Origin of the sequence: Ruegeria halocynthiae (assembly GCF_900106805.1) — a bacterium.
GTDB lineage: Bacteria > Pseudomonadota > Alphaproteobacteria > Rhodobacterales > Rhodobacteraceae > Ruegeria > Ruegeria halocynthiae.
Window position 1 is genome coordinate 1,552,605 of record NZ_FNNP01000001.1, and the last position, 13,139, is coordinate 1,565,743.

General features: G+C 57.3%; 16 protein-coding genes and 1 riboswitch. Of the genes, 7 read left to right on the top strand and 9 right to left on the bottom strand.

Translation table 11 applies throughout. The annotated features are described in order from the left end of the window. Nucleotides 1-58: 58 nt before the first annotated feature. Nucleotides 59-589, bottom strand: coding sequence for a gamma-glutamylcyclotransferase (locus tag BLU89_RS07835; RefSeq protein WP_074736484.1), 531 nt, complete (start codon nucleotides 587-589; stop codon nucleotides 59-61). Between the two features lie 67 nt (nucleotides 590-656). Between BLU89_RS07835 and BLU89_RS07840 the strand changes: the two genes are divergently transcribed. Beyond that, nucleotides 657-1,658, top strand: coding sequence for a DUF2125 domain-containing protein (locus BLU89_RS07840; protein ID WP_074735830.1), 1,002 nt, complete (start codon nucleotides 657-659; stop codon nucleotides 1,656-1,658). Here the strand turns inward: BLU89_RS07840 and BLU89_RS07845 are convergent. The 4 genes from BLU89_RS07845 to BLU89_RS07860 form a co-directional block, all read right to left on the bottom strand. Further along, a complete protein-coding gene (locus BLU89_RS07845; protein WP_074735832.1) occupies nucleotides 1,655-2,476 on the bottom strand; it encodes an extensin-like domain-containing protein in 822 nt (273 codons plus the stop codon). The two genes, BLU89_RS07840 and BLU89_RS07845, sit on opposite strands and share 4 nt — an antisense overlap. A gap of 2 nt (nucleotides 2,477-2,478) precedes the next feature. Further along, nucleotides 2,479-3,393: a prephenate/arogenate dehydrogenase family protein gene (locus BLU89_RS07850; RefSeq protein ID WP_074735834.1), complete on the bottom strand. Its 915-nt coding sequence runs from the start codon at nucleotides 3,391-3,393 to the stop codon at nucleotides 2,479-2,481. Continuing rightward, a complete protein-coding gene (hisC, locus tag BLU89_RS07855) occupies nucleotides 3,390-4,475 on the bottom strand; it encodes a histidinol-phosphate transaminase (protein ID WP_074735836.1) in 1,086 nt (361 codons plus the stop codon). Before hisC ends, BLU89_RS07850 begins: the two co-directional genes overlap by 4 nt. 64 nt (nucleotides 4,476-4,539) lie before the next feature. Further along, nucleotides 4,540-5,955 (bottom strand): aminotransferase class V-fold PLP-dependent enzyme, encoded by a 1,416-nt coding sequence (locus BLU89_RS07860; RefSeq protein ID WP_074735838.1) that lies wholly within the window; start codon nucleotides 5,953-5,955, stop codon nucleotides 4,540-4,542. A 103-nt stretch (nucleotides 5,956-6,058) separates the two neighbouring features. Between BLU89_RS07860 and BLU89_RS07865 the strand changes: the two genes are divergently transcribed. After that, complete coding sequence (locus tag BLU89_RS07865; protein ID WP_074735840.1) at nucleotides 6,059-6,520, top strand: Lrp/AsnC family transcriptional regulator; 462 nt, start codon at nucleotides 6,059-6,061, stop codon at nucleotides 6,518-6,520. 122 nt (nucleotides 6,521-6,642) lie between these two features. Here BLU89_RS07865 and rpsD read toward each other — a convergent pair whose 3' ends face one another. The 3 genes from rpsD to BLU89_RS07880 form a co-directional block, all read right to left on the bottom strand. Then, complete coding sequence (gene rpsD, locus BLU89_RS07870) at nucleotides 6,643-7,263, bottom strand: 30S ribosomal protein S4 (RefSeq protein ID WP_074735842.1); 621 nt, start codon at nucleotides 7,261-7,263, stop codon at nucleotides 6,643-6,645. 210 nt (nucleotides 7,264-7,473) lie between these two features. Further along, entirely contained in the window at nucleotides 7,474-7,830 is a 357-nt protein-coding gene (locus tag BLU89_RS07875) for a hypothetical protein (protein WP_245709677.1), read from the bottom strand. 265 nt (nucleotides 7,831-8,095) lie between these two features. After that, nucleotides 8,096-8,287: a hypothetical protein gene (locus BLU89_RS07880; protein WP_074735846.1), complete on the bottom strand. Its 192-nt coding sequence runs from the start codon at nucleotides 8,285-8,287 to the stop codon at nucleotides 8,096-8,098. A gap of 308 nt (nucleotides 8,288-8,595) precedes the next feature. Next, nucleotides 8,596-8,797: riboswitch (cobalamin riboswitch) on the top strand. 129 nt (nucleotides 8,798-8,926) lie between these two features. On the opposite strand from BLU89_RS07880, the gene BLU89_RS07885 reads away from it, so the two are divergent. From BLU89_RS07885 to BLU89_RS07905, 5 genes are read left to right on the top strand one after another with little or no spacing between them, the layout of a single operon-like run. Further along, a complete protein-coding gene (locus BLU89_RS07885; RefSeq protein WP_074736486.1) occupies nucleotides 8,927-9,712 on the top strand; it encodes a DUF4198 domain-containing protein in 786 nt (261 codons plus the stop codon). Between the two features lie 6 nt (nucleotides 9,713-9,718). Beyond that, a complete protein-coding gene (gene cbiM, locus BLU89_RS07890) occupies nucleotides 9,719-10,330 on the top strand; it encodes a cobalt transporter CbiM (protein WP_074735848.1) in 612 nt (203 codons plus the stop codon). Then, the gene (locus BLU89_RS07895; protein WP_074735850.1) at nucleotides 10,327-10,908 is read left to right on the top strand and encodes a cobalt ABC transporter permease; all 582 of its coding nucleotides are present in this window, start codon (nucleotides 10,327-10,329) and stop codon (nucleotides 10,906-10,908) included. The genes cbiM and BLU89_RS07895 overlap by 4 nt, the downstream gene beginning before the upstream one ends. Continuing rightward, nucleotides 10,908-11,690 carry a cobalt ECF transporter T component CbiQ gene (cbiQ, locus tag BLU89_RS07900; protein WP_074735852.1) on the top strand — a complete coding sequence of 261 codons (783 nt, stop codon included), beginning with the start codon at nucleotides 10,908-10,910 and terminating at the stop codon, nucleotides 11,688-11,690. The genes BLU89_RS07895 and cbiQ overlap by 1 nt, the downstream gene beginning before the upstream one ends. Continuing rightward, a complete protein-coding gene (locus BLU89_RS07905; protein WP_074735854.1) occupies nucleotides 11,687-12,343 on the top strand; it encodes an energy-coupling factor ABC transporter ATP-binding protein in 657 nt (218 codons plus the stop codon). Before cbiQ ends, BLU89_RS07905 begins: the two co-directional genes overlap by 4 nt. Before the next feature lie 51 nt (nucleotides 12,344-12,394). On the opposite strand, the gene BLU89_RS07910 is transcribed toward BLU89_RS07905, so the two are convergent. Next, entirely contained in the window at nucleotides 12,395-13,105 is a 711-nt protein-coding gene (locus BLU89_RS07910; RefSeq protein ID WP_074735856.1) for a VIT1/CCC1 transporter family protein, read from the bottom strand. Nucleotides 13,106-13,139: the final 34 nt, after the last annotated feature.

Consider the following 13,139-nt stretch of genomic DNA (forward strand, 5'->3'; position numbering starts at 1 on the left):
CCTGGTATTGTCTGCTCTGGGCTGAACCTATCGAAGTTCGCCCCGTGACGCCAAGAGTTTATGCGCTGATTGTCCGCACCCGTTGCGACAACCACTCAAGGTCGGAATCGTGCAACCCAATCTCGGTCAGATGCGAGGCGGTGTTATAGAGATACTCGGTATTTGGTCCACGTCCGCCCACCGCACGGGCGATGATCTGGGCCTGTTCTTCCAAAGGCAGACCACCGCAATATTGAACGTGATGCGCGTCGATGACATAAGTCACCGCGTTCACGATCTGCCCGCAATCCAGATGCACATCCAGCATCCGTTCCAGATACGCCGATGAAATCAGTTCGCGTTCGCGCAGTTCCGCCAACGTACGCTCTTCGTGCCCTGCCTCAACTGCAAGCGCCAGCCCGGTGCAAAGTGCGTCGGGTTGCTCGTCCAGTGCCAGGACCAGGCCGGGTTCTTTTTCGGTGCCGCGATGGTGGATCGAGTGCATACAGAACGACCGCGCATATCCGTGCAATGTCGCACGTTCGCTGCGGGCCACCGGAAAGCCCGGATTCCACAGCAGCGATCCATATCCGAATACCCACATCGTCATTGCACTGGTCCTTGCCCGTTTGGCCCTATAAACATCAAATCCGAGGCAGGAAAAAGGGCCATTCATCATGCGCCGTCTGATACGCGTTTTTGTATTCGTCGCACTTGCGTGGAGCGCGTACTGGTTTATCGCCGGTTACGGGCTACGCAATGCCCTGACCGGCTGGTTCGACAGGCAACAGGAACTTGGCTGGCAGGCCGATTTTTCGGGTGTTGCAACTGCGGGCTATCCGTTTCAACACACCACCCGCCTGGACAATCCCGCGCTGGCCGATCCGGTCAACGGAACCGCGTGGAGCGCAGACTGGATCGAATTCCAAAGCCCTGCGATCTGGCCCGGTCGCCAGATGCTGCGCTTTGCCAGCACACCGCAGCGCCTGTCCTATTTCGATCAGACAACCACCATTCAGGCCGAAGAGTTACAGGCCGAACTGCACCTGCAACCCGGCGTTGCCCTGGTTCTTGAGAAAATGGCACTGACGTCTGAACGCTGGTTGCTGACGACCGAGGGTGACCCTCAGGCGGGTGGCAAGACGCTGAGCCTAGTGATGGAGCAATCCGGCGCGCCCGAAAGCTATGGGATTGCGGCCAGGATCGACGGGTTCACACCCGGCGAGGACCTGCGGCATCTGATGCGCTCGGCCTCGACCTTGCCGCAAGCATTTGAAACGCTGGAAATGGACATGTTTGTCACGTTTGACAAACCGTGGGACCGCACCGCGCTTGAGCAACGCCGCCCCCAGCCCGTCGCAATAGATCTGCGTCTGGCCGAGATGAAATGGGGTGAGCTTCGCCTATTCGCCGCCGGAGAGCTGGATGTTGACGAACAGGGCATTCCAACCGGTGAGATCGCGATGAAGGCTGAAAACTGGCGTGACATGATTGCCATGGCGAATGCCGCAGGCGCGCTGCCCGATCAGGCGGTTGATCCTGTGACGCGCGCCTTGGGCTTCATGGCCGGTCTGGGCGGCAACCCCAATGCGCTGGATCTGCAACTGAATTTCCGTGACGGGTTCGTTGCCTTGGGGCCGTTACCACTTGGCCCCGCGCCACGGCTGGTCCTGCGCTAGCGGCAATAGGCACCGCTGCGATAGCGTGCGGTATCAAGGTGGAAATGATCCCGATGATAGCGGTCTGAGTTTGGCCCTAAAACCGTGCCAAACGGCCCGCAGGCTCCGCGCCAGATTTTGGTCAGCTGCTTCTTAGATGGATTCTTGCGCCAGCCATTCAGCACCATCACCACTTCGCCATCAGCCATCTTGAAGCCCGAGATATCGATGGCGCGTCCCTTTCCATGCTCGGATATTCGCGCGCCTTTGCGGTTGTTCCGGGTGCGACAGGCGTAATGCGCGGCAACCTGAAGCTCGACCACGGGGCCACGCCGCTTGAATGTCGGTATAACGGTCTTGTCGACCCACTTGTTCAGCGCCTGCGCCGTGCCGCAATCCATAGTCGAAGGTCGGCTGAGCCTGACCCCCGATACCGAGGTGATCTGCACCGCGTCCTTGATCCCGCAGGCTTTGATCTTGCCTTTTACTTGCCCGACGGGTTTGCCCTGAATGTCGATATCGCCACAGACCGAGGTCTTGCGGAGTTTGCGTTTCTTGAAAAAGATCTGCTGCTCAAGTTCTTCCGGGCGCAGAAATGGCCGGATCGAGTTTTCAGGCCCCAGAAGCGGTAACTCAGTCGGGCGGATCGCCGCAGCTGTAACTTGCGGTGAAGCCGGCCGCAGGACCGGGCGTATCTTTGGGGTTGGTATTGCCGCGACCACCTCGTAATTTCCTGGGCGTGTCAGCGGAACTAGCGAAGATTCAGGTGCTGCTGCATTTGCCGTTGTTGCCACCCACACAGCAAGGCACATCCAAAAGCAACGTCCGAATCCTGTCATGCCTAGGTTTTCCCCCGTCCAAAGTCAGGTGCGTCCGTATCCTGCCCCGCGTCGATGATTCCGCGGCGGATCGCCCTTGTGCGCGTAAAGTAGTCGAATAGCTGCTCTCCGTCACCTGTACGAATGGCGCGTTGCAGCGCAAACAATTCTTCGGTGAAACGGCCCAGTATTTCCAGCGTCGCATCTTTGTTGGTCAGGAATACATCCCGCCACATCGTCGGGTCAGAGGCTGCAATCCGGGTGAAATCCCGGAAACCCGCAGCCGAGTACTTGATGACTTCGGTATCCGTCACACGCCGCAAATCATCCGCGACACCCACCATCGTGTACGCAATCAGGTGTGGCGCGTGCGAGGTGACAGCCAGTACCAGATCATGGTGATCGGCGTCCATTTCATCGACATTCGATCCCATCCCTTCCCATAACGCACGCAAACCGGAGATGGCGTCAACGTCCGAGCCTTCGACCGGCACCAGCAGACACCAGCGGTTGTCAAACAACTCGGCAAAACCGGATTCCGGTCCCGAATGCTCAGTCCCGGCCAACGGGTGAGCGGGAATAAAATGAACGCCCTCAGGGATATGGGCCGAAACGGCTTCGATCACATGACGCTTGACCGAGCCTACATCCGAAACCGTTGCCCCCGGTTTCAGAACCGGAGCGATCTGCTGCGCCACGCCTTCCATTGCTCCGACGGGGACACAAAGGACCACCAGGTCAGCGCCTTCAACTGCCTCTTGAACCGTATCGCAAACCCGATCGCACAAACCGATACGACGCGCAGTCTCGCGGGTGGTTTCAGATCGTGCAAAACCTGTGACCTCACCCGCAAGCCCCGCCCGTTTAACAGCCCAGTACATAGACGAGGCAATCAGGCCCAGCCCGATCAGCGCGACCCGGTCGTAAATCTGGCTCATGTATTGCCCCCTTTAAACGCGGTGATGGCTGCAACCACCCGGCGACAGGCCTCTTCATCGCCTACGGTGATCCGCAGGGCGTTTGGCAAGTTGTAGCCTGCAACCTTACGAACGATCAAACCCTGCGTCTTCAGATAATCATCACATGCCTCTGCCTCGGTTTGGTCGGCAAAGCGAGCAAGGATGAAATTGGTGCAGGACGCGTCGGACGCCACGCCCACCTTCGCCAGTTCTTCTGACAACCAGGTGCGAAGGCGCGCGTTCTCGGACTGACAGAAACGCAGATATTCCTCATCCTGTATGGCGGCTTCGGCGGCTGTCAGTGCCGTCGAAGACAGGTTGAACGGTTGCCGGACACGGTTCAGAACATCGATGATTTCGCTGGCAGCATAGCCCCAGCCAACCCGCATTCCACCAAGGCCAAATACCTTTGAGAAGGTCCGCGTCATGATGACGTTGCTGAACCGATCCACCAACCCTGCCCCACCATCGAAACCCTCCACGAATTCGGCATAAGCACCATCCAGCACCAACAGACAATCCCCCGGCAAACCCTGGGCCAACCGTTCTAATTCACCCTCAGAGATCATGGTTGAAGTCGGGTTGCCCGGATTGGTCACAAAGACGATCTTCGTCTGTTCGGTGACCGCAGCAAGGATAATATCCACGTCGACGCGGCGATCCCGCTCAGGCACCATGACCGGTGTCGCCCCAGCCATCCGCGCGATGATGGGATACATGGAAAATCCATGTTCGGTATAGATGACCTGATCCCCTGGCCCGGCGTAGGCTTGCGCCACAAACTGCAACACTTCATCACTGCCGACACCACAGATAATACGGTCTGCATCCAGATCATGACGCCCAGCAATCGCGCTGCGCAGGCCCGCATGGTCGGTACTTGGGTATCGATGCAGAGCAGCGGCGCTATCGCGAACCGCTTCGATCGCTTTGGGACTAGGCCCAAAAGGGTTTTCGTTAGAACTCAGCTTGATGACGTCCGCCACCCCGGCGACATGAGACTGCCCGCCCTGATACAGCGCGATGTCCATGATGCCGGGTTGTGGGGTAATTTGGGTCATGAGGGGCTCCCTTAACTTGGCCCCTCATACCTGTCTCAACGGGTTGAGAAAAGCGGCAATTCTCTCAGGCCGCCTTGAAACGCGCCGTCGCCGGGTCGGCATCGTAGAATGACACGAACTCCTCGGTCCGGCGCGACAGATCATTGACGCTGTCGATGATGAACTGAACGGTCTCTTCACTCATGAGATACGAGAAGTTCAGCCGCACCCAGCCGGGTTTCTTCATCTCTTCGCCTGCGGACAAGGCCGCGTGCAATTCTTCTGAGGTTTCACGGTCAATTTCCAGCAAACGGTGCGCATAAGGCCCGGCACAAGCACACCCGCCACGCGCTTGAATACCATAGATGTCGCTGAGCATTCGGGTAAACAGTTGTTGGTGCACCGGTTGCCCATCCCGATCCCGCACAAGGAACGAGAAAATCGGCAAGCGATGTGCATTCTCGGCTCCAAGCAATGTCAGATGCGGATTGTTGGACCATCCATCGAACGCCATACGGTTATAGAGCGCCTCACGCTTTGCAATCTCGTCCGTTCCGACCTCGTCTTTCACGATGAAAGCCAAAGCGGCACGAATATCGCCGATCACATTCGGCGTACCAGCCTCCTCGCGGGTTGCCAGATCGGCGCTATAATCGTGCCGCCACGGTGAAACAAAGCTGACCGTCCCTCCGCCGGGCCAACTTGGGCAGGTTCGCTTTACTGCACACTGGTTGACCACCAGAACGCCTGAGGCCCCCGGCCCGCCGGGAAATTTGTGCGGGGAGACAACAATAGCGTCCTTACGCGCATTCTCCGGTCCCATATCCATTGGCAGATAAGGCCCACCACCTGCATAATCCCAAACCGCAAACGCACCATGGTCTTTCAGCATCTGGGTCACCGGGTCGGGGTCGGTGATAATGCCGGTGACGTTTGACGCTGCTGAAAAAGACCCGATCACAAGATCGGAACCTGCGTGATCAATCAGCGCAGCCTTCAACGCCTGCATATCCGGTCCACCATCTGTGGCCTCGGGAATCTCGATCACCTGCGCCTTGCTTTCACGCCATGGCAGAATATTCGAATGATGCTCGTACGGCCCGATCAAAACGACCGGCTGATCGGCTTCTTGCACACCCAGCAGACTGACCAATCGGTTGAGCCCCGCCGTGGCACCGGACCCGGTGAAGATCACCGCGTCTTCTTCCCCGGCGCCAACGATGCGGGCAATCTCGGCCCGCGCCTCGCGGCGCAGACGGGTCATGTATGAGCCGCAATAGGAAGCTTCGGTGTGGCTGTTAGCATAAAACGGCAACACATGCGCAGCCACAAAATCCTCGACCTGCCGCAACGCGCGGCCCGAAGCAACGTAATCCGCATACACAAGCGGCACGTCCCCGTGCAGACCCGGGATGAGCACCCCCTCACCGATCAGTCCATCGCGCAGAGTATTTCCGTGAGCTGCAGATCGTATTTCTGCGCGAAAGTTGGACAAGGTCATAACACAGGCTCCATATTGGTAAGTTCAATATGATTGATGCAAGGCGTGGAAACCTTCTCTATTTTATTCTTTCTAAGTTAATTTTTGTGTCATATGATTTGATATGGCGAAGAAATTAGATCGAATTGATACACTGCTCTTGAAGGAGCTGCAAAAAGAAGCCACGCTGTCCCAGCGTGAGTTGGCTGATCGGGTCGGCTTGTCCCAAAACGCCTGTTGGCGGAGACTGAAAGCCCTGAACGACGAGGGTGTACTGCAGGGTTCAACTGCACGCATCGCTCGTGAGAAGCTGGGGCTGAACCTCGTGGTCTTCGTCATGCTGCGTACCCGTCACCATTCTGCCGAGTGGCTGCAGGCCTTTCGCAGCCATGTCCTGACGATTCCTGAAGTGGTTGATTTTCATCGCATCGGCGGAGATTACGATTATCAGCTCAAGGTCGTGACGCAGGATATGACCTCTTACGATAAGGTCTATCAGCGCCTCATCGAAAAAGTCGAACTCGACAGCGTCACATCGTACTTCGCCATGGAAGCCATCGCCGAAGGGCGGCCCCTTCCCCTTTGATCCGCCCCTTCATCTGGTAAAACTATGCCAGGGGTGTCGCAAAGCGATGGGCTCAGAGCCCCTTACAAACAAAAAAAGACCGCGCTGAAAGCGCGGCCTTTGGAATTCGATGGCAGCGAAGATTAGTTCTTCGCGTAGAATTCGACGACCAGGTTCGGTTCCATGACGACCGGATAAGGCACATCGCCCAGACCCGGTGCGCGCACGAAAGTCGCGGTCATTTTCGAGTGGTCTGCGTCGATGTAATCAGGCACATCACGCTCGGCCAGAGCCGCGGCCTCGAGAACAACAGCCAATTGCTTGGACTTGTCACGCACTTCGATCACGTCGCCTTCTTTGACACGGTAGCTTGGGATGTTGACCCGCTTGCCGTTCACTTTGACATGGCCGTGATTCACGAACTGACGTGCAGCAAAGACAGTCGCAACAAACTTGGCGCGGTAAACAACCGCGTCCAGGCGGCGCTCCAGCAGACCAACCAGGTTTTCACCCGTGTCGCCGTTTACACGCACAGCTTCCGCGTAGATGCGGCGGAACTGTTTCTCGGTCAGATCGCCATAGTAGCCTTTCAGCTTCTGCTTGGCGCGCAGCTGCAGACCAAAGTCAGACAGTTTGCCCTTACGGCGCTGACCGTGTTGGCCGGGGCCGTATTCGCGACGGTTGACCGGGGATTTCGGACGACCCCAGATGTTTTCGCCCATCCGGCGGTCAATTTTGTACTTGGCAGACGTGCGTTTGGTCACGGCTGATCTCCTTCGTTAGGTCGAGGCCATGCAGGCCACTATGAAGGGCGTTGTCCTCTTGAGGTTTCCCCCATGACAGGTATCCCCTTGCGGGGGCCACCAACACCAATGAAGCCGCGCTTATATCCTTGCTGTTTCCAGAGTCAACACGCCGCTGCATCAATCCAATATGATTTTCACTGATGCTTGGGAGCTTTCCGAAAAGAGACGTTACTCAGCGGCCCAACTGGCGATCTTTGGCAGATCAACAAGCGCTGACCGCGTACCTGCCTGTGCTACAGGAAACGCGACAACCTTGTTGTTATCGGCGCGATCAATCTCAAGGGGTTCGATTTGCTGATCGGCTGCGCTGATCCAGAACTCGTGGCCCGGCTCAGGGCATCCGTTTTCAAACACCAGCATCAGCGAAGTTTCACCCACAACCCGAACCAATTCGGCAGCAAACGTCTGTGCGCCATTTGAAAACTCGATTCTGGCGCGTTCGCTGATGATTTCCCCATTGATGGCCATATTCGCTCTGGCAGCCAAAACCGCTGCCACGCTGTCGTGATCAGCTAGTCGAGCCATCTGCTCGGCCTCAGCTGTCAACTGTATTCCACGCCCTCTCCAGGACCAGGTTCTCCCGACGCCCAAATGGGCAAGAGGCGCCGCCTCAAGCCCGTCGATTTCCGTCTGAGTCCAAAATATCGCTATCTGACCGTTACAACCGGTTCTCATCTGTCCGCCCGCACTGTTACTCATCCCACCATTACCAAGCCTGTGTATCAACGAAAAAATGGGCAGAAAAGAGACCGAATTGCAGCAATCACATAAATGTTGCTGAAGAACAAAGTCACTTTGAGACCTCAAGGCCTTCGATAGCAGGTTTGCACTCGCATTCGCTCGATCCGTTGAAGGCTTGCTTGGTTGGCAACTGGACATTCGAAATCCATCCCACCTCAGCAGAAGGTGACCGGCCCAGCCAGCGGCGCGCGGCGGAATTGCCACCCATCGCATAGCTCGCGGCGCCTTTGTTCAGTGGCATCCTTGCCAGACGGTATTTTCCGTCCCCGTGCAGGTAGCACCACGATGGCACCCCGGTGGTTTCGCATCGGTTAAAATGCGCCTGTATGCGGGCGGGCAGCTCACCTCCCTGCGTTTCCTTTGGTGTCCGGTATCAGAACTTTGCCGGAATCCTCGTCCCAGTGGTTACTTGCCGAAGCTGTCCTTCTTTACCGATGCAAGGCCAGCGAGGCAAAGCTCTGAAGTGTGCTCTTGCGGGCAAGTTTCCTGCTTTCGCAAATGACCCATTCGATGCCGCAATCGTAGTTGACCGCGTTACATATGTTCTGGCATGAACGCGCCATGTTCGGTTCCGGGGGCACCCCCGGAAGCAATAGGGAATGCAGTGCGGCACATTAAGGGCCAACTCTGCAACTGCCCCCGCAACTGTAGGCGGCGAGCGCGGCTGACAATGCCACTGGGACATCCCGGGAAGGCCAGTTGAGCGCTTTGACCCGCAAGTCAGGAAACCTGCCGGACATGCGCCCTCGGAAGGGGTGTTCATCATCGGCGACGGGGTGCGCGCCGTATCCGTTTGTCATTTCGGACAAGCGGCATCGCGTTCCCCTAAGTCAAAACAAATATGCGCCGGGGAAAGCGCGATGTGAAAAGGACTGATTTGATGAAAAAACTGCTCTTGGCAGCGACGGCTGCTCTGACGATGCCAATTATGGCACAAGCGCACTTTCTGCTGGAATACACCACTGACACTATCATTGAACGCCCCGGAGACGTTCCGGTGAAACTGGTGTTCTGGCACCCGTTTGAAGCCGGTCACGTGATGGCCCTGGAAAAGCCGGAAGAGTTCTTTGTGATCCACAACGGCGAAAAGACCGATCTGATGGACACGCTGCAAGAAACCTCATTTGAAGGCCCGGACAACAGCGCCAAAGCCTTCCTGGGTTCGGTACCGGTGAAACGCTCGGGTGATTACGTTGTGGTGACAGTGCCTGCGCCCTACCACGAAGAGTCCGAGGATATCTACATCCAGCAGATCACCAAGGCCTATCTGAACCGCAACGGACTGCCCACTGACTGGGATCAGCCGCAAGGTCTGGTCACTGAAATTCTGCCACTGAACAAGCCTTACAACATTATCGCAGGTTCAACTTTTTCCGGTCGAGTGCTGAGCGAAGGCAAGCCTGTTGCTGGCGCAGAAATCGAAATCGAATACATCGCCGCAGCGCCTGACATGACTGGCACCGGCGCACATGAGGCAACTGTGTCGCCTCTGCCGGGGGGGGCGCTGGTCACGATCTCGGACGACAACGGCTATTTTAGCTTTGGCGTACCCAAAGCAGGCTACTGGGGCTTTGCTGCTCTGGGCTCTGGCCCGAAGACCGAGCATGAGGGGAAAGAACTGAGCCAGGATGCGGTGATCTGGATCCGCGCCTGGGATCTGGAGTAAGCCCATATGCACATCGTAGACGGAGCCCTTGCCAACCCTGTCGTGATCGGCGGCGCAGTCGCCGCGGCAGGCGGGATCGCCCTGGGGCTGAAATCGCTGGACCTTGATCGCATTCCCACTGCGGGTGTTCTCTCGGCCAGTTTCTTTGTCGCCTCGTTGATCCATGTGCCGATTGGCCCGTCTTCTGTTCATCTGATCCTGAACGGTTTGGCCGGGCTTCTGCTCGGCTGGGCCGCCTTTCCCGCCCTGTTTGTCGGTTTACTGCTTCAGGCCGTGTTCTTCGGTTTCGGCGGGTTGACCGTGCTGGGGATCAACACGGTCAACATTGCCCTTCCGGCGGCGCTGACCTGGATGATTTTCGGCCGCCTGATCGCACGCGGCTCTCCCTTTCAGGGGGCAATCTGGGGTGGTGTGGGTGGTGCCTTTTCCATAGCGGCTACAACCGCCTTTGTCGCTTTTTCTCTTGCACTGTCTGGTGACGAGTTTCTGCCCGCCGCCAAGCTTGTGCTCTTTGCCCATATCCCGGTCATGGTCATCGAAGCCGTGCTCACTGGCTTTGCCGTTTTGCTGGCGCGCAAGGTTAAACCGGAACTCTTTCCAAAGGTCGCTTCCACATGAAACAGCTGTTCCTCGTTCTGTCGTTGATGCTGGCCCCGCTTCCAGCGCTGGCCCATAAGGTGATTGCCGGTGTTTTTCCCGCAGGGAATGCGATTGAGGGCGAACTGGGTTTCTCAAATGGCGACATGGCCACAGATCACGAGGTCATCGTCTACAGCCCAGACGGTGCCGAGCTGGGCCGGACCGTAACCGACGCTGATGGCTTTTTCCTCTACAGCCCCACAAAACCCGTGGCACACACGTTCAAAGCCGACCTTGGCGCAGGCCATGTGGCGGAAATCGTCATGCCCGCCGAAGAAGTGGCGCAGATCATGGGGGTTGCCGCCGAGGTTGTGAAAATGACCGCTCCGGCAGCGCCGGTCGACGGTTCCGCAACCGTAACGGTCGCCTCTCTCTCGGACGAAGAACGCGCTGCAATCGCCAAGGTGGTGCGTGACGAAACCCGGCCACTGCGCCGCGAGATCGCCGCCTACCGCGAACACAACGACCTGCAGAGCATATTGGGTGGCCTCGGCTATATCGCCGGCCTATTCGGTCTCGGCTTTTACTTTGCTGCGCGCAACAAGATGGCCGCCTGATGGCTCATGCGCTGGAACCCCACGCCAAGACGCTGGCCGAGGCTGGTGGAGAAGCGTCCTTCGGATTGATCAACGACTATGATCCCCGAATGCGCATCGTGATGGCCTGTGTGTTTGCCATTATCACCGTTGCCCTAAGCACCATTCCGGCGCTGACCGTGGCCCTCGCTGTATCAATCGGACTTTTACTGATGTCACGATTGCCGATCCGCCGCTCTCTGAAACGTATGGCGATGATGGACAGCTTTATCATTTTCATGCTGGTGCTCTTACCTTTTTCCATGCCCGGAGATGCGATGTTTACCGTCTTTGGCTTTCCGGCCAGTTGGCAGGGTCTCTGGAAAGCCATCGAGATCGCACTGACCGCCAATGCGGTGATTTTGACCCTGATGGTTCTGGTCGGAACGCTCGAGCCCGTTACACTGGGCCACGCGCTGCACAAATTGCGTTGCCCCGAAGGGTTGGTGCATCTTTTGATGTTTACCATCCGATATATCGAAGTGCTGCGTGAGGAATACCTTCGCCTGCGCGGCGCCATGAAAATCCGCGGTTTCCGCCCGGGTACCAACTGGCACACCTACCGCAGCTTTGGGTATCTTGTTGGCATGATGCTGGTACGTGCCATCGAACGGTCCGAGCGTATTCTGGATGCGATGAAATGCCGGGGATTTTCCGGACGGCTTGTGTTACTGCAAAGCTTCAATCTGACCCGTCGAGACGTGATGTTTGCCGCCATGTTATCTGCGATTTGCCTTGGTCTTTTGTTACTGGATCTTCTATGACGATCCTCGCGCTTGAAGAGATATGTTTCGCCTATCCGGGCCACGCTCCGGTGTTGGAAGGTGCATCGTTCCAGCTTGAACCCGGGCAGCGCCTGTCGATTGCGGGGCCAAATGGTTCGGGCAAGTCCACTCTCCTTCGCATTGCGCTTGGCCTTCAGACGCCATCCTCCGGGCGCGTGATCGTCTTCGGCAAGGAACGTCGCGTCGAGGCTGATTTTCACGACGTACGCCGCAGGATCGGGTTGGTGTTCCAGGACCCCGATGACCAATTGTTTTGCCCGACCGTGGCCGAGGATATCGCCTTTGGCCCGCTCAACCTTGGGCGCAGTAAAGACGAAGCGCTGGCCATCGTTGATAGAACCCTGACCGATCTGGAACTGATGCACCTGCGTGATCGGATTACGCACAAGTTGTCCGGCGGCGAAAAGCGGCTTGTGACGCTGGCAACCGTATTGGCAATGGAGCCCGAAGCGCTGCTGTTGGATGAGCCCACCAATGCACTTGATACCAAGAATGAGTCGCGCCTGCTGGAGATTTTGAAAGATTTGCCACAGGCAATTCTGCTTGTCAGCCACACCCCTTCGTTTCGTCAGGCACTGGCACCGGATACGCTCGAACTGCGTGACGGAAAGCTGGTAGAATCCCGGGGCTGATCTGCACCCTTATACTTGGCGTATTGTTAATAACGTTGAAATCTGGACCACTCAGGGGTGAAACAGAGAACCGACCCAATAGGCGATCCCGGCTGCCAGACCACCGATCAGCAATGTTTCCCCTCCTGATCGCCACCACGGCGCAAGCGACCACCTGCTTTTGATCGCTCCGATGGCAAAGAACATGCCCCCGGTCATCCAAGCCGAGGTGGCAAAGGCGTGCTCGACCGATAGCAGGAATGGCAATAACGGGATCAGACCGGCAACAAGAAAGGCCAGGAAGGTTGCCATCGCCGCTTTGATCGGGTTCGGGTCAACGCTGCCCAGGCCGTATTCGCTTTCGATCATCAGGTTGATCCAGTTGTCCTGATCGGACGTGATCTCATCCGTCGCCTGGTCTAGAACTCGTCCCGACAAACCTTTCTGAGCAAGGATTTCCCGAACCTCGCGCCGTTCACCACCGGGATAGAGCGAGATATGCCGTTCTTCGATGGCACGGATGCGGCGGATGTTATCAAGCTCGGCCTTGGTGCCGGAATAATTGCCCGCCGCCATGGAAAATCCATCAGCCAGCACATTGGCCAACCCGAGTGCGACGATGACAAATGGGGAAAGCCCGGCACCTGCAACGCCAGCGACAATTGCAAAGGTTGTCACCGATCCATCGATGCCACCATAGATAACATCCCGCAGCACCCCGCGCCCCGGCGGAGCGTTGATGCGTTCAATGATCTCTTGCTGGCTGTGGCCGTGATCGGTCATGGCTTGCTCCGTCCTGTTTATGCAGGGCGCAAGC

Coding starts and splice junctions, on each gene's coding strand:
- BLU89_RS07850 (WP_074735834.1), bottom strand. CDS start 3,393: ATGAGCCAGATTTACGACCGGGTCGCGCTGATCGGGCTGGGCCTGATT.
- BLU89_RS07885 (WP_074736486.1), top strand. CDS start 8,927: ATGAAAAAACTGCTCTTGGCAGCGACGGCTGCTCTGACGATGCCAATT.
- BLU89_RS07895 (WP_074735850.1), top strand. CDS start 10,327: ATGAAACAGCTGTTCCTCGTTCTGTCGTTGATGCTGGCCCCGCTTCCA.
- BLU89_RS07840 (WP_074735830.1), top strand. CDS start 657: ATGCGCCGTCTGATACGCGTTTTTGTATTCGTCGCACTTGCGTGGAGC.
- cbiQ (WP_074735852.1), top strand. CDS start 10,908: ATGGCTCATGCGCTGGAACCCCACGCCAAGACGCTGGCCGAGGCTGGT.
- BLU89_RS07880 (WP_074735846.1), bottom strand. CDS start 8,287: ATGCCACTGAACAAAGGCGCCGCGAGCTATGCGATGGGTGGCAATTCC.
- hisC (WP_074735836.1), bottom strand. CDS start 4,475: ATGACCCAAATTACCCCACAACCCGGCATCATGGACATCGCGCTGTAT.
- BLU89_RS07860 (WP_074735838.1), bottom strand. CDS start 5,955: ATGACCTTGTCCAACTTTCGCGCAGAAATACGATCTGCAGCTCACGGA.
- cbiM (WP_074735848.1), top strand. CDS start 9,719: ATGCACATCGTAGACGGAGCCCTTGCCAACCCTGTCGTGATCGGCGGC.
- BLU89_RS07835 (WP_074736484.1), bottom strand. CDS start 589: ATGACGATGTGGGTATTCGGATATGGATCGCTGCTGTGGAATCCGGGC.
- BLU89_RS07910 (WP_074735856.1), bottom strand. CDS start 13,105: ATGACCGATCACGGCCACAGCCAGCAAGAGATCATTGAACGCATCAAC.
- BLU89_RS07905 (WP_074735854.1), top strand. CDS start 11,687: ATGACGATCCTCGCGCTTGAAGAGATATGTTTCGCCTATCCGGGCCAC.
- BLU89_RS07865 (WP_074735840.1), top strand. CDS start 6,059: ATGGCGAAGAAATTAGATCGAATTGATACACTGCTCTTGAAGGAGCTG.
- BLU89_RS07845 (WP_074735832.1), bottom strand. CDS start 2,476: ATGACAGGATTCGGACGTTGCTTTTGGATGTGCCTTGCTGTGTGGGTG.
- BLU89_RS07875 (WP_245709677.1), bottom strand. CDS start 7,830: ATGGCTCGACTAGCTGATCACGACAGCGTGGCAGCGGTTTTGGCTGCC.